Source organism: Streptomyces sp. NPDC001970, from assembly GCF_053594115.1.
The window spans coordinates 35862-57941 of sequence record NZ_JBSFDW010000014.1 but is presented as its reverse complement, the minus strand read 5'-3'; the positions used below and the strand labels follow the sequence as shown (position 1 = coordinate 57941).

Below are 22080 nucleotides of genomic sequence, written 5' to 3'. Positions count from 1 at the left end.
CACCCACGGAACCGAAACCTCCGCCACCCCCGGTGCGACAATCACCGCCATGGCGGAAATCATCCAGAAGGACGGGACCTGGACCTTCGACGGCGACGTCGTCCGCGTCGTGCCCGGCAGCGGCGGCAAGACGCATCCGGTGCGGCAGGCGCTCGGTGAACTCGCCGTGCCGCTGGAGGCGCTGTCCGGGATCGCCTTCGAGCCGGGGCGCCGCAGCGGGCGGCTGCGGCTGAAGCTGCGCGATGGCAGCGACCCGTTGCTGCTGGCCGCGGACGGCCGGCTGCCCGAGAACGGCGACCCGTACCGGCTGACCGTCGACAACGACCGCAGCGGCGTGGCCGAGTACTTCGTGGACGAGCTGCGCAACGCCCTGCTGCTGGACCAGGTCCCGGACGGACCGACGGAGCGCTTTCTGCTGCCGGGCCCGGCCGTGCCCATCTCGGGCGGCGGCGGCGACGGCACCGCCTCCTTCGACGGCGAGATGGTCCGGCTCGCCTGGAACTGGAAGGCCGAGGAGTCGAAGGGCGCCTCGGGTGCGAGCACCTTCCCGCTCTCGGAGGTGACCGCGGTGCAGTGGCTGCCCGCGATCGGCCTGGAAAACGGTCATATGCGCTTCGTCATGCGCGGCAGGACCTCATCGGGCCCCGCCAAGTACGACCCGTACGCCCTCGACCTGTGGGGGCTGTCCCGCAAGGAGCACACCGCCGTCCTCGTCGCGGCCGCGGTGATCGCCCGGCTTCCGCATCCGAACGCCCCGGAGGAGCCCCCTGCACGGGAGCAGGCCCCGGCGATCCCCGTCGCCGCCGACGATCATGACGTACTGCTCCGGCGGCTGCGCGAGCTGGGGGAGCTGCACCAGGCCGGGATACTCACGGACGAGGAGTTCACCACGGCCAAGCAGGCCGTCCTCAAGCGCATGTGAAGCGTGATAAAGCAGGCATAAGGCACGACTGAAATCATGATCACGCAGGCTTCTGCCCGAAATCGGGCAGAATTCTTGCGTTCGGGCCCTGCCAGCCCTCAATATCTACGGGTGCTCGAACGTCGCCCGCCGTCGCATGACGATCTCGTCGACCACCTGGTGCGCAGCACCGCGCTCCAGCGCGGTGAGGCGGCCCGGGTGGTGCTCGACGTGCTGGCGTTCTTCGACGAGACGACCGAGGACTTCGTCCGCCGACGCCATCGCGAGCTGCAGGCCGGCGGGGCCGTGAACACGGAGATCTTCGAACGGATCGCGGCCGAGCTGCCGTACCGCGCCGTGGCACCGCCCGAGCTCTCGCTCCGGCAACTGCGTCGCATCGTCTACGGCTGAAACGGCCGGGCACACACCTGAACGTCATCGGAGGGGCATAGCTCTATGTGCGGAATCGTCGGTTACATCGGGAAGCGTGATGTCGCGCCGCTGCTGCTGGAAGGCCTGGCGCGGCTGGAGTACCGGGGTTACGACTCCGCGGGCATCGTGATCACGAGCCCCAAGTCCACCGGGCTGAAGATGGTCAAGGCCAAGGGCCGGGTCCGCGACCTCGAGGCCCGCGTCCCCAAGCGCTTCGCCGGTACCACCGGCATCGCCCACACCCGCTGGGCCACCCACGGCGCCCCGAGCGACCACAACGCGCACCCGCACATGGACCCCGAGAACAAGGTCGCGGTCGTCCACAACGGCATCGTCGACAACGCCGCCGAGCTGCGCGCCAAGCTGGAGGCCGACGGTGTCGTCTTCGCCTCCGAGACCGACACCGAGGTCCTCACCCACCTGATCGCCCGCTCCCAGGCCGATTCCCTGGAGGAGAAGGTCCGCGAGGCGCTCAAGGTCGTCGAGGGCACGTACGGCATCGCCGTCATGCACGCCGACTTCAACGACCGCATCGTCGTCGCCCGCAACGGCTCCCCGGTCGTCCTCGGCATCGGCGAGAAGGAGATGTTCGTCGCCTCCGACGTCGCCGCGCTGGTCGCCCACACCCGCCAGGTCGTCACCCTGAACGACGGCGAGATGGCCACCCTCAAGGCCGACGACTTCCGCACCTACACGACCTCGGGGACGCGCACCACCGCCACCCCCGAGACCGTCGAGTGGGAGGCCGCCTCCTACGACATGGGCGGCCACGACACGTACATGCACAAGGAGATCTCCGAGCAGCCCGACGCGGTGGACCGCGTGCTGCGCGGCCGCATCGACGACCGGTTCTCCACGGTGCACCTGGGCGGCCTGAACCTGGACGCCCGCGAGGCCCGCGGCATCCGCCGCGTCAAGATCCTCGGCTGCGGCACCTCCTACCACGCGGGCCTCATCGGCGCCGGGCTCATCGAGTCCCTGGCCCGTATCCCCGCCGACTCCGAGCCGGCATCCGAGTTCCGCTACCGGAACCCGGTCGTGGACCCCGACACCCTCTACATCGCCGTCTCGCAGTCCGGTGAGACCTACGACGTGCTCGCGGCCGTCCAGGAGCTCAAGCGCAAGGGCGCGCGGGTCCTCGGCGTCGTGAACGTGGTCGGCTCCGCGATCGCCCGCGAGACGGACGGCGGCGTGTACGTGCACGCCGGCCCCGAGGTCTGCGTCGTGTCGACGAAGTGCTTCACCAACACGGTCGTCGCCTTCGCGCTGCTCGCGCTGCACCTGGGGCGCATCCGGGACCTGTCCGTCGCCGACGGCAAGCGGATCATTGAGGGCCTGCGCAGGCTGCCCGAGCAGATCTCCGAGATCCTCCAGAGCGAGGACGAGATCAAGAAGCTGGCGGACCAGTACGCCGACGCCAAGTCGATGATGTTCATCGGCCGGGTCCGCGGCTACCCGGTGGCGCTCGAGGCCTCCCTGAAGCTCAAGGAGATCTCGTACATCCACGCCGAGGCCTACCCGGCCTCCGAGCTGAAGCACGGACCGCTGGCGCTCATCGAGCCCTCGCTGCCGACGGTCGCGATCGTCCCCGACGACGACCTGCTGGAGAAGAACCGCGCCGCGCTGGAGGAGATCAAGGCCCGCAGCGGCCAGATCCTCGCGGTCGCGCACCAGGTGCAGGAGAAGGCCGACCACACGATCCTCGTCCCGAAGAACGAGGACGAGCTCGACCCGATCCTCATGGGCATCCCGCTCCAGCTCCTCGCGTACCACACGGCCCTGGCCCTGGGCCGGGACATCGACAAGCCGCGGAACCTGGCGAAGTCCGTCACCGTGGAGTGATCCCTCCCCCGGCGCCGGACGGGTCGACGAAGTAGGCACAGCGCGGGCGCGGTCCTGATCAGGGACCGCGCCCGCGCTGCTCCGTCACCTCCTGTCAGTCCCAACCGTCGTCGCCGTCGTCCTCCCAGCAGTCGTCGTAGTCGTCCCAGCTGTAGTCGTCCCAGCCGTCGTCGTAGTCGTCCCAGCCGTCGTAACTGTCGTCGTCCCAGGAGGCGTAGGTGGCGGCTGCCGGCATGACCGCGGTAGCGGCAGGCGCCGCTGCCGGCGCGGCGAACGCGCTGGAGGGCAGCAGCGCACCTCCTGCCGCCAGTGCGGTCGCGGCGGCGAACATCACCAGGCGCTTGGCTCGCGAGTTGCGGGTCATGGGGATTCTCCTTCAGTGATAAGCGGTGTGGTCATGTGCTCCGGATGAGCCCGTGTCTCAAGTAAGCCCGCCCGGGTGACGTGCGTCACGGCACGGCAATTCGGGACTTGACAAAAGGGGGCGACCCCTTCTGCGCACGCCACCTGCGCGCAGAAGGGGTCGCCCTTTTCGTCGCCGGCGCTGCCCTCACGCCGGCCCGTGGCCGCTCAGCCGGTGGCCGTCACCCCCCGGCCGGCAGCGCGCCCGGTGAAGGTGGGCCAGTGGGCGAGCGCCGCCGTGGCGCCGTACCAGGCCGCGAGGCCCGCGACCGCGCCGACCCAGCCGCCGGCCTTCGCGAGACCGTCGTTCTCCGCGAACGACGCGATGGCGAGCAGCAGCAGCGAGACGAACAGGAGCCCGTAGACGCCCTGTCCGAAAAGTCCGCTGCCCGCGGAGGCGGCGGTGAGCGTCAGTGCCAGAAGCGCGAACAGCAGCAGGAACAGTCCCGCGGCCTCCGCCGAGACCTCCGAGCCGGCGCCGTTGCCCCAGGTGAACCAGAAGGCGCCGAGGCCCGCGAAGGCCGTACCCGTACCGCCGTTGCCCGCACGGAACTCGAGCAACCCGACGATGAACAGTGCGACCCCGCCCACCCAGGTCGCGAGTGACGCGGCATCGGACGCCGCGACGTTGTCGATCACACCGGTGTGGCCGATACCGAAGGCCAGCAGGGTCAGTCCCAGTGCGAGGTGGCCGAGAGTGGTTGACGTTGCGCTTCCCGCGGAGACTTCATTGTCCACGGCGGGCTCCCTTCATGCGCGCGTAGGTGCTGCTTCCCAGCCACCCTTATGTACCCTTCACAAGCGCACAATCCACCTGTACGGGCGAGTAGATTTGACGGTCGTCAAAAAGTTATGAACGCTGCCCGACCTGGGCGAACGAGGGGTGTCCGGCAGGCCACGCCGAAGGTCAGGGAATGACGACCACGGGCCGCTGCGCGCGCCGGGCGAGCCGGCCGGCCACCGACCCGAAGATGCGCCCCACGATGCCGTGCGTGGAGCCGACCACGATCGCGTCCGCCGAATACTCCCGTCCGACTTCCTCGAGCTCATGGCAGATGTCGCCGCCGCGCTCGACGAGGATCCACGGCACCTCGGAGAGATAGTCGGCGCAGGCGAGCTCGAGGCCGAGCACCTCCGTGCGGTGGTCCGGTACGTCGACGAAGACCGGCGGCTCGCAGCCCGCCCACACAGTGGTGGGAAGGCGGTTGGCGACGTGCACGATGATCAGGCCGGAACCGGAGCGTTTGGCCATGCCGATGGCGTACGCCAGGGCCCGCTCACTGGAGGTGGATCCGTCGAAGCCGACGACAACTCCGTGCCGGAAGGCGGGATCGCAGGAATGGCGTGACTCTTCCGCCGCTCGCAGATCCGACATGTGATCGGCGACCTGCTTGCGGTCCGCGGGTTCGTGGAATTCGTGACCGGCCATCGGTGTCTCGGCGATTGGATCCTCGTGGGAGGGCGACGGTGGGCGGCTGAGCTGTGTCCGGGAATCATCTTCCCAAGCCCATACCCCAAGGGTACGGCGACACTCCTCCTCTGCCCAGGGGCAGCAGCCCTACTCACGGCGTTCCAGGGAGCATGCACGAGCATGCTCCGTATGGCAATGGCGCCTGTCCCATACAGGCTTCGGCGGCTGCGCCGGCGCGGGCCGTGCGGCCCTCCCTGCCACGCGATGACCGCGCAGTGACCGGAACGTTCCGCTCCTCGTTGGTACTCGGTCGCCCCATCACGTCCAGGAGCTGTCCGTGCCCGCATCACCGGCCGCCCGCGCCTCCGTCCCGACGCCCACTCAGGCGCAGGCGCGGGCGCCGAAGCCGAAGTCGAAGCCGAAGCCGAAGCCGCCGAGGGGCCGTCGGGGAGTGCCACGCCAGGAACGGCGCCACGATCGAAGCCAGGAACAGCGTCCGCACTCGCACAACCCGCCGGAGCGCGTCCCCTGCTCCGGCACGGACAGCCGCGCCGACTCCGCGGGCGACGTGGTGCGCTGGGGGACGTTCTGCTGCCTGCTCGTCCCCGTCGTGCTCGTGGCGTACGGCACGTCCGTCGTCGGGGCCGCGGCAACAGCGGCCGGACTCGCGGCCATGACGGCCGCCTGCCGGGTGCTGCTGCGCCGTTCGGAACGGGCCGCGGCACTGCCCGTTCGCACGGGGGCGCACAGGGGCGGAGGCCGACGAGCGCGGCAAGCGCCGGGGGATTGACGAGCCCGTCACGCGCGCACCCGTATGTTTTCAGCCAACTTCCCGTCTGCGGCCGATCCTTGCCCGAACGCCCCGTCAACCCCCTTGCCACCAGCCAAGAAAGGACCGACACCATCGCTCGCACCCTACGGGGACGGGCCATGCATGCGAGACCCACTTCCCTGCGCGGCCCGCGAGTGGAACGCTTCGTGATCGAATGCTTCGCGCCAAGTTGCCTTGTCGACAATGTGCCGGATTCGGAACTTGTCACGCCGGCACCACGGGACGCAGTAGATTCGATCATGAGTATCGAAGGCTGGGGACTCGTGCAGAACCGAGGGGAAACGTGCAGGAGCGACAGGCACGAAACGAACGGGGAGACGCGAACACCGAGGGGGGCTTAGCGTCATGAGTCAGGACTCCGCCGCACCGGAGGTCGCGCGGAAACTTTCCGGGCGCCGCCGCCGTGAGGTCGTCGCGGTGCTTTTGTTCAGCGGCGGCCCCATCTTCGAGAGTTCCATTCCGCTCTCGGTGTTCGGAATCGACCGCCAGGACGCCGGAGTTCCCCGCTACCGGCTGCTCGTGTGCGCCGGTGAGGAAGGACCCCTGCGGACCACAGGGGGACTCGAACTCACCGCGCCGTACGGGCTGGAGGCGATCGGCCGAGCGGGGACCGTCGTCGTACCGGCCTGGCGGTCCATCACCTCACCGCCGCCGGCGGACGCGCTCGACGCGCTGCGCCGTGCCCACGAGGAGGGCGCGCGGATCGTGGGGCTGTGCACCGGGGCGTTCGTCCTGGCCGCCGCCGGGCTGCTGGACAGCCGCCCGGCGACCACCCACTGGATGTACGCGCCGACGCTGGCCAAGCGCTATCCGTCGGTGCACGTCGATCCGCGTGAGCTCTTCGTCGACGACGGCGACGTCCTCACGTCCGCCGGGACTGCGGCCGGAATCGATCTGTGTCTGCACATCGTGCGGACGGACCACGGCGCGGAGGCCGCCGGGGCACTGGCCCGCCGGCTGGTCGTACCGCCGCGGCGCAGTGGCGGGCAGGAGCGCTACCTCGACAGGTCTTTACCCGAGGAGATCGGCTCCGACCCGCTCGCCGAGGTCGTGGCCTGGGCCCTGGAGCATCTCCACGAGCAGTTCGACGTGGAGACGCTGGCGGCGCGTGCCTACATGAGCAGGCGGACCTTCGACCGCAGGTTCCGCTCGCTCACCGGGAGCGCTCCCCTGCAGTGGCTGATCACCCAGCGGGTGCTGCAGGCGCAGCGGCTGCTGGAGACGTCCGACTACTCGGTGGACGAGGTCGCGGGCCGCTGCGGCTTCCGCTCGCCGGTGGCGCTGCGCGGCCACTTCCGGCGCCAGCTGGGCTCGTCCCCGGCCGCCTACCGTGCGGCGTACCGGGCCCGGCGCCCGCAGGGCGAGTCCGGTGCGCCGGCGCCGGCGGTGGAGGCCGTCGTTCCGGCGCAGGCCCCGGGTCCGCAGGCGAGGCGCCCCGCGGCGGCCACGGCGACGGCGCCGGGCGGGCTGCCGGAACCGGGCAAGCCGCACTCCGACGCGTACGCCCCCGGACGGCCCGCGCTCCCGGGCCAGCGGACTGCGCACCAGGCCTGATCCGGAGGACACCCTGGGCCGACCGGTGATCGGGGGGCACGCGACACCGCCCGTCGAACGCCGGTCGGCCTAAGGTAGGACGCATGAACGATCGCATGGTGTGGATCGACTGCGAGATGACCGGGCTCTCGCTGTCCGACGACGCACTCATCGAGGTGGCCGCACTGGTCACCGACTCGGAACTGAACGTGCTCGGTGAAGGGGTGGACATCGTGATCCGCCCGCCGGACGCGGCACTGACGACGATGCCCGAGGTGGTGCGGCAGATGCACACCGCCTCGGGTCTCCTCGACGAGCTCGCGGCCGGCACGACACTCGCCGACGCCGAGGAGCAGGTGCTGGCGTACGTACGCGAGCACGTCAAGGAGCCGGGCAAGGCGCCGCTCTGCGGGAACTCGGTCGGCACCGACCGCGGCTTCCTGCTGCGCGACATGCCGAAGGTGGAGGAATACCTCCACTACCGGATCGTCGATGTCTCCTCGGTCAAGGAACTGGCCCGCCGCTGGTACCCGAGGGCGTACTTCAACAGTCCGGAGAAGAACGGCAACCACCGGGCCCTCGCCGACATCCGCGAATCCATCGCCGAGCTGCGCTACTACCGCGAGGCGATCTTCGTCCCGCAGCCCGGCCCCGACTCCGACACCGCGAGGTCGATCGCGGCGCGCCACGTAGTCCCCGCGACGTAGCCGTGCACCGCTCGCGCCCCGCTCGCACGCAGGTCCCCCGACAGGGGGACGTAAACACGGGCGCGAGCACCCTCTCGGACCCTGTACACTTTTTCTCGGCCGGTCGGAAGAACGACCGGTCGTGGTGGGTGTAGCTCAGCTGGTAGAGCACCTGGTTGTGGTCCAGGATGCCGCGGGTTCGAGTCCCGTCACTCACCCTGATCGAAGGGCCGGTCCGCGCAGGCGGACCGGCCCTTCGGCGTGGTGCGCGACGCACACGCGGCGGCACGGAGCACGCGGCATACCGCATGGTCACGACGAGTCGCGGACCACCAGCTCCGTGGGGAGCACCATCTTCGGGCGGTCCGGTCCGCCGCGGGCGGCGATCTGGTGGATCAGCAGGCCGGCCATCGTGCGGCCCATCTCCTCGATGGGCTGGCGCACGCTGGTGAGGGCAGGGTCCATGTGGCGGGCCACCGCCGAGTCGTCGAAGCCGACCAGGGCCACGTCGTCCGGGATGCGGCGGCCCGCCTCGCGCAGGGCCTGGCGGGCGCCGGCGGCCATGACGTCGGAGGCGGCGAAGACCGCGTCCAGATCCGGGCGGCGCTCCAGCAGGGCCCGCATGGCGCGGCGCCCGCCCTCCTCGGTGAAATCGGCGGGCGCGATCAGACGCTCGTCGGGGGGCAGGCCCGCCGACGCGAGGGCCTCGCGGTAGCCGTCGAGGCGGCACTGGGCGCCGTACACATCGAGGCGGCCGGTGATCGTCGCGATGGCGCGGCGCCCGCGGGACAGCAGATGGCCGACGGCGGCGCGGGCGCCCTCGGTGTTGTCCGAGTCGACGGCGGCGAGCGGTTCGTCCGCCGAGCGGCGGCCGCTGATCACTGCCGGGATCATGAGCTGTTCCAGCAGGTCGGGCAGCGGGTCGTCGGCGTGCACGGACACCAGCAGGACACCGTCCACGCGGTCCGCGGCCAGGTACTGGGCGAGCCTGCGGCGCTGCGGGTCCGAGCCGGCGAAGGTCAGCAGCAGCTGCAGGTCGGTGTCGGCGAGGGCCGCACCGACGCCGCGGACGATGTCGGAGAAGTACGGCTCGGCGAAGAACCGTGCCTCGGGCTCGGGCACGACGAGGGCGATGGCGTCGGTGCGGTTGGCCGCGAGCGCGCGGGCCGCGCGGTTGGGTACGTAACCCAGCTCGGCGACCGCGGCCTCGACGGCGGCCCGGGTCTCGTCACTCACCCGCGGCGATCCGTTGATCACCCGGGAGGCCGTGCCGCGGCCGACCCCGGCGCGTGCGGCGACCTCTTCGAGAGTCGGTCTGCGCCCGCTCCTGCCTCCGGACCGGGCGCCCGCAACGCCCGCCCGGACACCGTTTTTCCGGCGATCCACCATGTCCGCCTCCCCGAGGTCCCCTGGCCGAGAACATAACGTGTCGGGTGCCTTGACACCCTTCCAGGGAGCCGCGACCCTTCAACACATCACGCATGGGAGCGCTCCCACCGTACCTCACTCATACAGAACCCGCACGTTCCCCGCCCGAGCCGCATGCTTCAACGAACGGGCGCAGTACGTCAGTTGGCCGGGGGGTCGGCACGTCAGGGCACAAGGAGGACGCAATGCGCAGGACCGTAATCCTCGCGGTCGTCGCGGCGCTCGGCGCCGGGCTGCTGGCCGGGTGTGCCGAGGACAGCGACGAACCCGCCGGCGGCAGCTCGAAGGGCGGGGGCGACGCCAAGGGCAAGACCACGATCACGGTGGGAGTCTTCGGCGCCTTCGGGCTCAAGGAGGCCGGGCTCTACGACGAGTACATGAAGCTCAACAAGAACATCGTCATCGAGCAGACCTCCATCGAGCGGAACGAGAACTACTACCCGCAGCTGCTCACCCACCTGGGCACCGGCAGCGGGCTCGCCGACATCCAGGCCATCGAGGTCAACAACATCGCCGAGATCACCGCGACACAGGCCGGCAAACTCGTCGACCTGGGCAAGGCGGAGGGCGTCGGCAAGGACAGCTTCCTGCCCTGGAAGTGGGCGCAGGCCACCACCAAGGACGGGAAGACGGTCGGGCTCGGCACGGACATCGGCCCGCAGGGGATCTGCTACCGCAAGGACCTCTTCGCCAAGGCCGGGCTGCCCACCGACCGCGAGGCCGTCGGCGAGCTCTGGGCGGGCGACTGGAACAAGTACCTGGCGGCAGGAAAGCAGTTCAAGGCGAAGGCACCCAAGGGCACGGCCTTCGTGGACTCGGCGACCGGTGTGATGAGCGCGATCACCGGCAGCAGCGCCGAACGCTTCTACGACGCGGACGGCAAGATCATCTACAAGACCAACCCGGCCGTGAAGGAGGCCTGGGACATCGCCGCCGCCTTCGCCACCGAGGGTCTGACCGGCAAGCTCCAGCAGTTCACGCCCGCCTGGGACCAGGGCTACGCCAACGGGACCTTCGCGACGGTGTCCTGCCCGGCGTGGATGCTCGGCTACATCCAGGACAAGGCGGGGGCGGCCGGCAAGGACAAGTGGGACGTCGCCCCGGCGCCGAAGCCCAGCAACTGGGGCGGCTCGTTCCTGGTCGTTCCCGAGGCGGGCAAGAACAAGACCGAGGCGGCGAAGCTCGCGGCCTGGCTGACCGCCCCCGAGCAGCAGGCGAAGCTCTTCGAGAAGCGCGGCAGCTTCCCGAGCGCGTCCGCCGCGTACGCCCTGCCCGCCGTGTCCGGCGCCAAGCACGAGTACTTCGGAGGCGCCCCGATCGGCGAGATCTTCTCGAAGGCCGCCGAGGGCATCCCGGTGACCATCGTCGGCCCGAAGGACCTGGTCATCGCCCAGAACCTGGGGGACATCGGCATGCTCCAGGTCGACCAGAAGGGCAAGTCCTCGAAGGAGGGCTGGGACGCCGCGGTGAAGGCCATCGACAACGCACTGGACCAGTGACAGGGACCGGACCGTTGACCGGTATGGCAAGGGACGCCATAGCCGCCGCGCCCTCCCGGGGGGAGGAGGGCGCGGCCCCGGCGCGACCCCCGATCGAGGACACCGCCGCGGCGCAGCGACGCCGCGCGCGGCGCAGCCGCTGGTACCGGCGGGACGTGCGGTGGAGCCCGTACGCCTTCGTCGCGCCGTTCTTCGTGTTCTTCGCGGCCTTCGGGCTCTTCCCGCTGCTCTACACCGGCTGGGCCTCGCTGCACCGGGTGGAGCTGACGGCGCCGAACGACATGGAGTGGGTGGGGCTGCGCAACTTCTCCCGCCTGCTGGAGGACGAGTTCTTCTGGAACGCGCTGCAGAACACCGTCACCATCGGGCTGATATCCACCGTCCCGCAGCTGCTGATGGCCCTCGGCATCGCGCATCTGCTCAACTACCGGCTGCGCGCCTCGATGTTCTTCCGGGTCGCCGTCCTCACGCCGTACGCCACGTCGGTGGCCGCGGCGACGCTCGTCTTCGTGCTGCTCTTCGGGCGCGACTACGGAATGATCAACTGGGCGCTGGGGACGGTGGGGATCGACCCCGTCGACTGGCAGAACGGCACATGGACATCGCAGCTCGCGGTCTCGACGATCGTCATCTGGCGCTGGACCGGCTACAACGCGCTGATCTACCTGGCGGCGATGCAGGCCATCCCCCACGACCTGTACGAATCGGCCGCGCTGGACGGGGCCTCGCGCTGGCAGCAGTTCGTCCACGTCACCATCCCCTCGCTGCGGCCGACCATCCTCTTCACCTGTGTGGTGTCGACGATCGGCGCGACCCAGCTCTTCGGCGAGCCGCTGCTGTTCAACGGGAGCGCGGGTGCGACAGGCGGCGCGGACCACCAGTTCCAGACGCTCGGGCTCTATCTGTACGAGCAGGGCTGGGTGAATCTCCATCTCGGCCGGGCCTCGGCGATCGCCTGGTCGATGTTCCTGATCCTGCTGGTGATCGGCGCGGTGAACTGGCTGTTGGTGCGCCGGCTCCGCAAGAGCGTGTAGGGGGCTGGTGTGCTGACCACGACCACCAAGCGGCAGCGGGTCCGCGCGGGCAGGCAACTGCGCGGCGGGCGGATCACCTACGCCGTACTGATCGTCTTCACCGTGGGCTCGCTGTTCCCCCTGGTGTGGACGGCGATCGCGGCGTCCCGCAACAACACCCGGCTCGCGCAGACTCCCCCTCCCTTCTGGTTCGGCGGCAATCTCTTCAAGAACCTGGAGATCGCCTGGACCGACGCCAACATGGGCACGGCGCTGCTCAACACCACCGTCGTCGCGGGGTCGGTCGCGGCGGGCACGGTGCTCTTCTCCACGCTCGCCGGATTCGCCTTCGCCAAACTCCGGTTCCGCTTCAAGAACCTCCTCCTGCTGCTCGTGATCGGCACGATGATGGTGCCGCCGCAGCTGAGCGTCGTTCCGCTGTACATGCTGATCGCCGAGCTGTCCTGGACCGACCAGCTGCAGTCCGTCATCCTTCCCACCCTGGTCAGCGCCTTCGGTGTGTTCTTCATGCGGCAGTACCTGAGCGAGGCGCTGCCGACCGAGCTGATCGAGGCGGCCCGCGTGGACGGCGCCGGCAGCTGGCGGGTGGTGTGGCACGTGGTCTTCCCGGCCGCGCGGCCCGCGATGGCGGTGCTCGGCATGCTGACCTTCGTGATGGCCTGGAACGACTTCTTCTGGCCGATCATCGCGCTGACCCAGAACGGCAGCCCCACGGTGCAGGTCGCGCTGACCGGGCTCGGCCGCGGCTACATCCCCGACCAGTCGGTGATCATGGCCGGTGCGCTGCTGGGCACGCTGCCGCTGCTGATCGCCTTCGTGATCTTCGGCAGGCAGATCGTCGGCGGCATCATGCAGGGCGCGGTCAAGGGCTGACACCTGACGTCTCCTCACTTTTCTTGTCGCTACGTACCGTTGGGAGCTCTCCATGTCCGAGTCCGTCAGCTTTCCGCCCGGCTTCCTGTGGGGCGCCGCCACCGCCGCTTACCAGATCGAGGGCGCCGCGCGGGAGGGCGGCCGTACGCCGTCGATCTGGGACACCTTCAGCCACACCCCCGGCAAGGTGGAGAACGGGGACACGGGCGACGTCGCCGTCGACCACTTCCACCGCCGCGCCGAGGACGTCCGGCTGATGGCGGACCTCGGCGTCAACGCGTACCGCTTCTCGGTGTCCTGGCCGCGCGTGCAGCCGACCGGCCGCGGCCCCGCCGTCCAGCGCGGCCTCGACTTCTACCGGGCGCTCGTCGACGACCTGCTGGAGCACGGCATCACGCCCGTGCTCACCCTCTACCACTGGGATCTGCCGCAGGAGCTGGAGACCGCGGGCGGCTGGCCGGCGCGGGACACCGCGAGCCGCTTCGCCGACTACGCCCGTATCGTCGCGGAGGCGCTGGGCGACCGGGTCGAACGGTGGACCACCCTCAACGAGCCCTGGTGCAGCGCCTTTCTCGGATACGGCTCCGGCGTCCACGCGCCCGGTCGCACCGACCCGGCCGCCGCACTGCGCGCCGCGCACCACCTCAACCTGGGCCACGGTCTTGCCGCCCAGGCCCTGCGCACCGCGCTCCCCGCCCGGGCGCAGCTTTCGGTGAGCCTCAACCCCAGCGCGGTCAGGGCCCGCACCCAGTCGGACGCGGATCTGGACGCCCGGCGCAGGATCGACGCGCTGGCCAACAGGATCTTCACCGGTCCGATGCTCCACGGCTCGTACCCCGAGGATCTCCTCGCGGACACCGCGCGTCTCACCGACTGGTCGTTCGTCCACGGCGACGATCTGGCCCTCATCCGGCACCCCCTGGACTCGCTCGGGATCAACTACTACTCACCCGCTGTTGTATCAACCACCACCGACAGTGACGTCCGGACTCCCGAGCGGAACGACGGCCACGGCGCGAGCGAGCACTCCCCCTGGCCCGGCGCGGACTCCGTCGCGTTCCACCAACCGCCCGGCGACGTCACGGAGATGGGCTGGGCCATCGACCCGTCCGGGCTGTACGACCTGCTGCTGCGCTACACGCGCGAAGCGCCGGGACTGCCGCTGGTGATCACCGAGAACGGCGCGGCCTACCCCGACAAGCCCGCGGCGGACGGCATCGTCCACGACCCCGAGCGGATCCGCTATCTGCACGGCCACCTCGCCGCCGTCCACCGGGCGATCGCCGACGGGGCCGACGTCCGCGGCTACTTCCTCTGGTCCCTGATGGACAACTTCGAGTGGGCGTACGGCTACGGCAAGCGCTTCGGCGCGGTCTACGTCGACTACGACACCCAGGCCCGCACCCCGAAGTCCAGCGCCCGCTGGTACGGACAGCTGGCCAGGACGGGCGTGCTGCCCGACGCGTGACGCGTGCCCCGGCCGGGTGGGGGGCGGCTCCGGCCGGGGCACGCTGTGTGGGGGCGGGCAGTGGCTACCTGTAGGCGGCGAACGCCTTGGTGAAGGCCAACGGCTCCTGGAGGATCGAACTGCAGGTCGCGTCGGCGCGGTTGACCGCGCCCTCCGCGCACTGCTTGTCACGGGTCGAGGACCACATGGCCAGCCGGCCGATGCCCTTCGACTTCGCGAAGTCGACCAGCTGGGTCGCGTCGTCGACCTTGAAGACCTCGGTCGTGACGTCGTTGACGCCGATCATCGGGGTGACGGCGACGGTCTTCCAGGCTGCCGCGTCCGAGAGCCCGAGCACACCCTTGATCTGCGCCTGCGTCGCGGTGGCGGCCTGGATCGCGTACGTGCCCATGTCGCCGCTGTACGCCGGTCCGTAGTCCATCGCCATGATGTTGACCGCGTCGACCTTCACGCCGTTCTTCCCGGCGTCCGCGAGCAGGTCGACACCGGGCTGCGTGAGGCCCTCCGGCATGACCGGCAGGGTGAAGGAGACGTCGAGCCCCGGGTGTTCCTTCTGGAGCTGCGCGATGGCCTGCGAGCGGCGGGTGTTGGCGGCGGTGTCGGGCAGGGCCGCTCCCTCGATGTCGAAGTCGACCTTCGTGAGCTTGTACTGGTCGACGACCTTGCCGTACGCCTTCGCCAGCTCGCCCGCCGACGCGCAGTTGAGGGCCAGCTCGTGTCCTGCGGCACCGCCGAAGGAGACGCGGACGTCGCCGCCCTTGGCGCGCAGGGCCGCTGTCTGCGCCGCGACCTTGTCGTCGGTGAGGCCTGTGACGCCGCCCCACAGCGGGGCGCAGCCGCCGCCGGAGGTGATGAAGGCGAGCGTGAAGTCCTTCACCCCTGTCTTGGCGGCGGTGTCGAGCATGTCGTACGCCGGATGGAGGGAGGTGTCGATGTACGGCGCGAACCTGGCGCCGCCGCCCGCCGGAACGGTGGCGGTCGCGGTCGGCACCGGGGTCGGCGTCACCGTCTGCGTCGGCGTGCCGGTCGGGCTGGGCGGAGTCGTGGGAGCCGTCGCGGTCGGGGCCGGGGTGGGCTGCTCCGTGGGGCGGCCACTGGGCTGCGGCGTCGCGCCCTCGTCGACCGAGCACGTGGTGTCGTTGATGCGGCAGCCGGACGGGTCGCCCGCCTTGCCGCTCGCCGAGGTCACGAACCCGACGGTGACGGACGCGCCGGGCGCGAGCTCCTTGTTCCAGCTCGCGGGCCGCACGGTGACGTGCTGACCCTGCACGGTGTGGTCGCCGTTCCAGAGGGAGCTGATCGTGGTGCCGGCGGGCAGGTCGAATTCGAGGGTCCAGCCGGACCGGGCCATGCCGGTGTCGTTCATGATGACGTACTGGCCGGTGTAGCCACCGTCCCAGGAGCTGGTCCTGGTGTACGCGGCACCGACCGCGGCCGCCTGCGCCGTGCCGGTGAGGGCGAACGCCGCGCCGCCGATGATCGCGGCGGCCACGACCGCGCCGATCGCCTTCGCCCTGCCGCTCGCCCTGCGCCGGTGCGTGCTGCTGCTGCCCATCGCGTGCCTGCCTCTGTGTAACGGGGGTGGGGTGCGGCAGCACGCTAGCGGCAGCGGATCGGGCAATTGCCCCGATCCGGACAGCGGTTGAGGTTCTTAGGGTGCGCTTAAGGACCGCATGGGTGGCGATTAATGGTGGGGACCTCTGCGCTTGCGCCGCCCCGCCCTGCGGCCCAGCCGCGCCTGCGAAGGGCCGCGTGTCGCGTCGCCGAGACCGATCCAGATCCGGACCTCCGTGCCGCCGAGCACCGAGCGCCCGATGCGCACATCGCCGCCGGTCGACTCCGCGACCCGCCGCACGATGTCGAGGCCGAGCCCCGTCGAGCCGTCCCTGCCGCCGCTGTTGCCCCGTTCCAGCGCCGCCTCCGGGTCCTCGATACCGGGTCCCGCGTCCGAGACGAGCACGATCACGGCGTCCTCGCCGTTGTGCACGTCCACCGAGAAGGCCGTGCCCTCCGGGGTGTGGCGGAAGACGTTGCCGAGCAACGCGTCGAGCCCGGCCGTCAGATCGGGCCGGGCGACGGGGACGCGTACGGGACGGTCCACGCCCGCGAGCCGCACCTTGCGCCCTTCGTCCTCGGCAAGTGCCGACCAGAACTCCATGCGGTCACGGACGACTTCGGAGACGTCGCAGCCTGCGCCGGGACCCGTGGCCTGCGTCTGCGGTTTGGCCTCCCGCGCCGTGCGGATGATCGTGTCCACCTCGCGTTCCAGCTGCTCGACGGCGGCCCTGGTCTGGTCGGCCGCGGGGCCCGTGCCCAGCGAGGCGGCGTTGAGCCGGAGCACGGTCAGCGGCGTGCGCAGCCGGTGCGACAGGTCCGCGGCCAGCTCCCGTTCGTTGGCGAGCAGCTGCACCACCTGATCGGCCATCGAGTTGAACGCGATCGCGGCGGACCTCAGCTCGGTCGGCCCCTCCTCCGGTACGCGCGCCCCGAGCCTGCCCTCGCCCAGGTCGTGCGCGGCGCCCGCGAGCCGCTGGGCGGGCTGCACCATCCGTACGCCGAGCCGGTCGGCGACCGCGACCGAACCGACCACCAGCGCCACGCCGACCACCGCGAGGACCAGCCAGGCCGTGGTCACGCCGTTGCTGACCTCGTCCTCCGGTACGAACACCTCGACGACCGCGATCTTCCCGGAGCTGAGGGCCGTCGGCTGGAGCAGTGCGGAGCCACCGGTGACCTCGGTGATGGAGGCGCGGCCCATCTGCTCGGTGGTGACGACATCCCGTACGGCCGCGCGCCGGATGCCGATCGCCGGCTCCTGGCCGCCCGTCTCGTCCGACGCGGGGATGTGGAGGGCCATCCGCCCCGCCGCGCCCGCCTGGGTCGACGCGACGGCCCGCTCCAGCTGGTCGCGGTCGACGGTGATGGACAGCGTGGGGCCGATGGCGGCGGCCTGCCGCTCGGCGTTGGAGAAGGCCCGGTCCCTGGCCATCTCCTGGATGACGAGTCCGAGCGGTATCGCGAAGGCGATCACGACCATCGCCGTGACCGCCAGGGACACCTTGACCAGCGCCCATCTCACTGCGGTGGCTCCAGCTTCACTCCCACCCCGCGAAGGGTGTGCAGATACCGGGGGCGAGCGGCCGTCTCCCCCAATTTCCTTCGCAACCAGGACAGATGCACATCGATGGTCTGGTCGTCTCCGTACGACTGCTGCCACACCTCGGCGAGCAGCTCCTTGCGCGGCACGACGACACCCGGCCTCCCGGCCAGGAAGGCGAGCAGGTCGAACTCGCGGCGAGTCAGGTCGAGTCGGTCCCCGTCGAGTTCGGCCTGCCGGCGCAGCGGGTCGACCGTCAGTCCACCGACCCGGATCACCCTGCTCGGCGGCGCCTCACCTGCCGCCGCCCGCGAGCGCCGCAGCACGGCGGCCATCCGCGCCGACAGATGCTCCACCGAGAACGGCTTGGTGAGGTAGTCGTCGGCGCCGTCGTTCAGCAGCCGTACGATCTCCGTCTCGTCGTCGCGAGCGGTCGCGATGATCACCGGTACGTCGGTGATGCCGCGGAGCATCTTCAGCGCCTCGGCCCCGTCCAGATCCGGCAGTCCGAGGTCGAGAATCACCACGTCGAACCGGAAATGAGCCACCTCGCGCAGCGCCTCCAGGGCCGTCCCGACGCTCCGTACGGTGTGGGAGGCCTCGGTCAAGTGCCTGATCAGGGCGGATCGCACGAACTGGTCGTCCTCGACCACGAGCACACTTGCCATGGGCGGCACCGTACGCCATCCGGAGTACGAGGGTCCCCCTCGGGACAGGCGGCGCACGGGCGTAGTGCAGTATGGCCGGGATGCGGAGAGGACTTGTCCACGCCATGGCGTGGTCGCTCGCCACGGGCGCGGCGGTCACGCTCTCGTGGTGGGGTGTGCACACGGTGATGGCGGGGACGGCGTACGACCGGCCCCGCGCGTTGCCGATCACGACGGACGGCCGCACCACGCGGGCCGTCCCGCCCGAGTCGTCGTCGACGCAGAGCCCCAAGTCGCCGTCGCCCTCGGCGGCCACCGGTGCGAAGCCGGACAACACCCGGACACCCTCGACGTCCTCACCCGCCGACAAGCCGGGCGACAAGCCGGCCACGACCAAGCCGCCGTCGTTGCCGACGCCTTCGGGGAACGTGAAGAGCTACTCGGTCGAGGGCGGCCGGGTCGCCTTCGACATCGGAACCGCTTCGGCGGAGCTGGTCTCGGCGACCCCGGCCTCCGGCTGGACGATGCAGGTCTGGAAGCAACCCACGTACATCCGCGTGACGTTCTCGCAGGGCGGGCGGGAGATCGACGTCTTCTGCACCTGGCACGACACGGCTCCGCGCGTCGAGATCGAAGAGCGCTGACGCCAGGCGGCGAGGGCCGCAACAGGCCTTACGTCCGGGACAGCCCCTACGGCCGGGACAGGCCCTACGTCCCGAACACCGACGGCGGCGGTGCGGGCGAGGGCCTGGCGGTCGCGTCGGTGACCGCGGCCGCGCCGCCGGTGAAGTCGGCCAGCGCCCTTCCGTGTTCGACCCTGCCCGCGTGCGGGTCGCCCGCGACCCGGCGGGTCAGCTCGGCGACCGGCAGCGGCACATCGGAGGCGAGCAGTACGGCGTTGCCGAAGCGGCGCCCGCGCAGCACGGTCGGGTCCGCGGCCAGCGCGAGCTCCGGGAAGACGGTGGCCGCGGTCGCGATCTGGCCGCGCAGATGGGCGAGCGGCGGGCCGTCCGCGAGGTTCGCGGCGTAGTGCCCGCCGGGTTTCAGCACCCGGCGCACCACGGCGAGGAACTCCGTACTGGTGAGGTGGGCGGGAGTGCGGGCCCCGCTGAAGACGTCCGCGATGACGAGGTCCGCCCAGCCGTCGGGGAGCTTGCCGAGCCCCGCACGGGCGTCGGCCGACCTGACCCGTATCCGGGCGTTCGGGTCGAGCGGGAGGCGGGCGCGGACGAACTGGACGAGAGGTCCGTCAACCTCGACGATCTGCTGCGTCGAGCGCGGGCGGGTGGCGGCGATGTACCGCGCGAGGGTGAAAGCGCCGCCGCCGAGGTGGACAGCGTTCACGGGCCGCCCGGCGGGCGCGGCGAGGTCGATGACATGACCGAGGCGGCGCTGGTACTCGAAGGTGAGCAGGGCGGGGTCGTCGAGGTCGACATGGGCCTGGGGGGCGCCGTCGATGACGAGCGTCCAGCCGCGGGGGCGCTCACGGTCGGGTATCAGCTCGGCGAGCCCGCCGTCCACGGCCTCGACGACGGTCTCGGGAGCCGCCGTGCGACCGCGCTGCTTCTTCCTTGCCACCCGGCCATTATCGGTGCCGCCCGCCCCGGGCCCCTGCACGGCCTGGGGCCCGGGGCCGGCGGCGGGCGGGTGCAGTGCTGCGGCGCGCAGCGCGCCAGGGCCTGATCCCGAGGACGGGCCTCAGATGCTGTCCGCCGCCTCGATCATGCGGGCCGCCTCGCCGAGGGCCTCGCGGAGCACCACCGGGTCGGTGACGGGGCCGCTGTCGCCGGGAGGCAGCAGCCAGCCGCTGCCGGAGACGGGGGGCTCCGCGGGGATGCGCAGTCCACGGCCCGACGTCTGCGTACACGCACTGCCCGGCATGTCCCAGCCGTCCGCGGTGCCGGGCGGCACCAGGAAGCCGAGGGTGTCGCAGCTGCCGTCGTGGAGTACGGGACCGACGGCCGGGGAGCCGCCGCGGCGCAGGATGTCGACCGCCTCCAGGCCCTGGCGGGCCGGAACGGTCACCAGGTCGCAGGGCACGGAGGGCTCGCCGCCCTCCTCGGTGCCCGGACGGGCCTGGCCCGGTGCCGCGCTGTACTCCTCGGTGGGCAGGTGCTGCGCGCTCGTCGCAGTCGTCCGCGGGCCACTGCTGGTCTCCATGCCGACCTCCAACAAGGGAACCCCTCCTCGCCGAGTGGGAACACGTTCCGTGTCTCCGCATGGTTCAACGCCCACCGGCGTCAACGGCTACGGCGGCACGCCGCCGCAAAGGATGGCAGTTCATGGCGGATCGTGGGTGAGATATCCCGTTTGTAGCCAAACCCTGCGTATCCGGCTCGTCACAGCAGGTACGTTCTTCCTCCGCCGGAGCATGGAAAGTCTCCGTACCGGAGAGGGCGCCGGCAGTACCAGGAGAGGGCTCGGCCATGGCGTCGTCACGGGCAGTTCCCAACCTCACCTTCCGGCGGCTGCGCGGACAGCGCTCGCCGGGGGAGTTCGCGGCTCTCGTGCGCCGGGCCGCCCGGGAGATCGGCGAACAGGTCGCCTGCGACGCCCGCTACATCGGGCGCGTGGAGGCGGGTGAGATCCGCTGCCCCAACTACGCCTACGAGCGGGTCTTCCTGCACATGTTCCCCGGCACGACCCTGGCGGATCTGGGGTTCTCGGCCCGCGAGACGGTACGGGGCCGGGCGGCGCGCACCACGGACGACGGCCCCACGGGCGCCGGCGGCGCCCCCCCCCACAGCGCCACCGACCCCATCGGCTCCGACAGCAGCAACAGCACCTACAGCAACGAGGAGAGCGACGTGCTACGTCGCGCATTCATGACCAGCGGCACGGTCACCATGGCGGCCGCATCCCTGGGGTTCGGCCCCCTGCCGGGCACCGAGGCCCTCCGTGCCGACGGGCTCCGCGCCGATGTGCCCCGGCCGCGGATCGGCGAGCCCGAGGTGCGGGCCGTCGAGGAGGCGGTGCGCCAGATCCGGCTGCTCGACGACCGCCACGGCGCCGACGGCCTCTACCAGCGCGCCGCGCAGCCGCTGCGTACCGCCTACGCGCTGCTCGACGCGGGCACGACCACGCGTGGTTCGACCGCCGACCGGCTGGCCGCGGGCGCGGGCGAGCTCGCCATCTCCGTCGGCTGGCTGGCCCATGACTCGGGCCGCAAGGACGAGGCCCGCTCGCACTACGCGGAGGCCCTGGCGACCGCGCGGGTCGCCGGTGACCCGGCCCTGGAGGCGCACGCCTTCTGCAACACGTCCTTCCTGGCCAGGGACGCGGGCCGGTACCGGGAGGCGGTGCGGGCCGCGCAGGCCGGGCAGCGCGCGGCCGGCAAGCTGTCGTCGGCGCGACTGCTGGCGCTGCTGAACCTGCGGGAGGCGGGCGCCTGGGCGGGGCTCGGCGACCGGGCGGGCTGCGAGCAGGCACTGTCCCGGGCCCATACGTTCTTCGGCCGGGGGCCGTCGGACACGGACCCCGAGTGGATGTCCTTCTTCGGCGAGCCCGAGCTCCACGCGCTGGAGGCCCAGTGCTGGTCGACGCTGGGCGAGTGGGCCCGCGCGGCCCGCCACGCCCATCGCGCGGCGACCCTCCAGGACCCGCACTTCGCCCGCAACCTCGCCCTCTACCGCGCCCAGCTCGCCGCCGACCTCGCCCGCGCGGGTGCGCCCGCGGAAGCCGCAGCGGCGGCCGGCCAGGTCCTCGACCTGCTCGACGACGTCCAGTCCTCCCGCATCCGCGCGCTGCTCGCGGAGACGGCCCGCGTGCTGACCCCGCGGCGCCACGCGGCGGGGGTCGCCGACTTCCTGGACCGCTACGCACGGACACCCAGGGCGACAGCGGTGGCCACCCGGTAGGCCGGCAAGGCGTCCGGCCCCGGTGACGCGCCCAGGGCGCCAACGGTCCTCGGGGACGAACCACCCACCGACCCGCGGCGCGGCACGCGCCCGGGGTCAGGTCCCCATGGTGGCCACCCGGTAGGCCGGCGTCCGGCC

General features: G+C 71.3%; 21 protein-coding genes and 1 tRNA gene. 13 read left to right on the top strand and 9 right to left on the bottom strand.

Annotated elements, in window-relative coordinates; all coding sequences use genetic code 11:
* The first annotated feature begins 49 nt into the window (after positions 1-49).
* From ACWCP0_RS18805 to glmS, 3 genes are all read left to right on the top strand, one after another.
* A complete protein-coding gene (locus ACWCP0_RS18805; RefSeq protein WP_451079998.1) occupies positions 50-922 on the top strand; it encodes a DUF4429 domain-containing protein in 873 nt (290 codons plus the stop codon).
* Between the two features lie 111 nt (positions 923-1033).
* Positions 1034-1312 (top strand): hypothetical protein, encoded by a 279-nt coding sequence (locus ACWCP0_RS18800; RefSeq protein WP_351228821.1) that lies wholly within the window; start codon positions 1034-1036, stop codon positions 1310-1312.
* A 45-nt stretch (positions 1313-1357) separates the two neighbouring features.
* A complete protein-coding gene (gene glmS / locus ACWCP0_RS18795) occupies positions 1358-3175 on the top strand; it encodes a glutamine--fructose-6-phosphate transaminase (isomerizing) (protein ID WP_451079907.1) in 1818 nt (605 codons plus the stop codon).
* 94 nt (positions 3176-3269) lie between these two features.
* Here glmS and ACWCP0_RS18790 read toward each other — a convergent pair whose 3' ends face one another.
* The 3 genes from ACWCP0_RS18790 to ACWCP0_RS18780 all read right to left on the bottom strand — a co-directional run bounded on the left by ACWCP0_RS18790 (position 3270) and on the right by ACWCP0_RS18780 (position 5006).
* Positions 3270-3539: a hypothetical protein gene (locus tag ACWCP0_RS18790; protein WP_451079906.1), complete on the bottom strand. Its 270-nt coding sequence runs from the start codon at positions 3537-3539 to the stop codon at positions 3270-3272.
* Between the two features lie 206 nt (positions 3540-3745).
* Positions 3746-4315 (bottom strand): GPR1/FUN34/YaaH family transporter, encoded by a 570-nt coding sequence (locus ACWCP0_RS18785; RefSeq protein ID WP_451079905.1) that lies wholly within the window; start codon positions 4313-4315, stop codon positions 3746-3748.
* Positions 4316-4484: 169 nt separating this feature from the next.
* The gene (locus ACWCP0_RS18780) at positions 4485-5006 is read right to left on the bottom strand and encodes a universal stress protein (protein WP_451079904.1); all 522 of its coding nucleotides are present in this window, start codon (positions 5004-5006) and stop codon (positions 4485-4487) included.
* A 319-nt stretch (positions 5007-5325) separates the two neighbouring features.
* On the opposite strand from ACWCP0_RS18780, the gene ACWCP0_RS18775 reads away from it, so the two are divergent.
* From ACWCP0_RS18775 to ACWCP0_RS18760, 4 genes are all read left to right on the top strand, one after another.
* Positions 5326-5778, top strand: a complete 453-nt coding sequence (locus ACWCP0_RS18775; protein ID WP_451079903.1) for a hypothetical protein — start codon at positions 5326-5328, stop codon at positions 5776-5778.
* A 387-nt stretch (positions 5779-6165) separates the two neighbouring features.
* On the top strand, positions 6166-7374 hold the full coding sequence (locus ACWCP0_RS18770; protein WP_451079902.1) for a helix-turn-helix domain-containing protein: 1209 nt from the start codon (positions 6166-6168) through the stop codon (positions 7372-7374).
* 83 nt (positions 7375-7457) lie between these two features.
* The gene (orn, locus tag ACWCP0_RS18765; RefSeq protein ID WP_451079901.1) at positions 7458-8060 is read left to right on the top strand and encodes an oligoribonuclease; all 603 of its coding nucleotides are present in this window, start codon (positions 7458-7460) and stop codon (positions 8058-8060) included.
* Between the two features lie 124 nt (positions 8061-8184).
* A tRNA-His gene (locus ACWCP0_RS18760) sits at positions 8185-8257 on the top strand.
* A gap of 94 nt (positions 8258-8351) precedes the next feature.
* Here the strand turns inward: ACWCP0_RS18760 and ACWCP0_RS18755 are convergent.
* Positions 8352-9428, bottom strand: coding sequence for a LacI family DNA-binding transcriptional regulator (locus tag ACWCP0_RS18755; RefSeq protein WP_451079900.1), 1077 nt, complete (start codon positions 9426-9428; stop codon positions 8352-8354).
* A gap of 224 nt (positions 9429-9652) precedes the next feature.
* Between ACWCP0_RS18755 and ACWCP0_RS18750 the strand changes: the two genes are divergently transcribed.
* Genes ACWCP0_RS18750 through ACWCP0_RS18735 form a run of 4 tightly spaced genes read left to right on the top strand, consistent with a single transcriptional unit; the run spans position 9653 to position 14341 of the window.
* Positions 9653-10966: an ABC transporter substrate-binding protein gene (locus tag ACWCP0_RS18750; protein WP_451079899.1), complete on the top strand. Its 1314-nt coding sequence runs from the start codon at positions 9653-9655 to the stop codon at positions 10964-10966.
* A gap of 23 nt (positions 10967-10989) precedes the next feature.
* On the top strand, positions 10990-12000 hold the full coding sequence (locus ACWCP0_RS18745) for a carbohydrate ABC transporter permease (RefSeq protein WP_451079898.1): 1011 nt from the start codon (positions 10990-10992) through the stop codon (positions 11998-12000).
* Positions 12001-12009: 9 nt separating this feature from the next.
* Positions 12010-12873 (top strand): carbohydrate ABC transporter permease, encoded by an 864-nt coding sequence (locus tag ACWCP0_RS18740; RefSeq protein WP_351228799.1) that lies wholly within the window; start codon positions 12010-12012, stop codon positions 12871-12873.
* 52 nt (positions 12874-12925) lie between these two features.
* A complete protein-coding gene (locus ACWCP0_RS18735; RefSeq protein ID WP_451079897.1) occupies positions 12926-14341 on the top strand; it encodes a glycoside hydrolase family 1 protein in 1416 nt (471 codons plus the stop codon).
* 64 nt (positions 14342-14405) lie between these two features.
* On the opposite strand, the gene ACWCP0_RS18730 is transcribed toward ACWCP0_RS18735, so the two are convergent.
* The 3 genes from ACWCP0_RS18730 to ACWCP0_RS18720 form a co-directional block, all read right to left on the bottom strand.
* The gene (locus ACWCP0_RS18730) at positions 14406-15896 is read right to left on the bottom strand and encodes a glycoside hydrolase family 18 protein (RefSeq protein ID WP_451079896.1); all 1491 of its coding nucleotides are present in this window, start codon (positions 15894-15896) and stop codon (positions 14406-14408) included.
* Between the two features lie 129 nt (positions 15897-16025).
* Positions 16026-17420, bottom strand: a complete 1395-nt coding sequence (locus tag ACWCP0_RS18725) for a sensor histidine kinase (protein ID WP_451079895.1) — start codon at positions 17418-17420, stop codon at positions 16026-16028.
* Positions 17417-18106 carry a response regulator transcription factor gene (locus ACWCP0_RS18720; RefSeq protein ID WP_351228791.1) on the bottom strand — a complete coding sequence of 230 codons (690 nt, stop codon included), beginning with the start codon at positions 18104-18106 and terminating at the stop codon, positions 17417-17419. Before ACWCP0_RS18720 ends, ACWCP0_RS18725 begins: the two co-directional genes overlap by 4 nt.
* 71 nt (positions 18107-18177) lie before the next feature.
* On the opposite strand from ACWCP0_RS18720, the gene ACWCP0_RS18715 reads away from it, so the two are divergent.
* Entirely contained in the window at positions 18178-18729 is a 552-nt protein-coding gene (locus ACWCP0_RS18715) for a hypothetical protein (RefSeq protein WP_451079894.1), read from the top strand.
* Positions 18730-18793: 64 nt separating this feature from the next.
* Here the strand turns inward: ACWCP0_RS18715 and ACWCP0_RS18710 are convergent, their stop codons facing one another.
* Positions 18794-19663, bottom strand: coding sequence for a spermidine synthase (locus ACWCP0_RS18710; protein WP_451079893.1), 870 nt, complete (start codon positions 19661-19663; stop codon positions 18794-18796).
* A gap of 120 nt (positions 19664-19783) precedes the next feature.
* Positions 19784-20245, bottom strand: a complete 462-nt coding sequence (locus tag ACWCP0_RS18705; protein ID WP_451079892.1) for a hypothetical protein — start codon at positions 20243-20245, stop codon at positions 19784-19786.
* Between the two features lie 266 nt (positions 20246-20511).
* Between ACWCP0_RS18705 and ACWCP0_RS18700 the strand changes: the two genes are divergently transcribed.
* A complete protein-coding gene (locus tag ACWCP0_RS18700; RefSeq protein ID WP_451079891.1) occupies positions 20512-21942 on the top strand; it encodes a tetratricopeptide repeat protein in 1431 nt (476 codons plus the stop codon).
* The last annotated feature ends 138 nt before the right edge of the window (positions 21943-22080 follow it).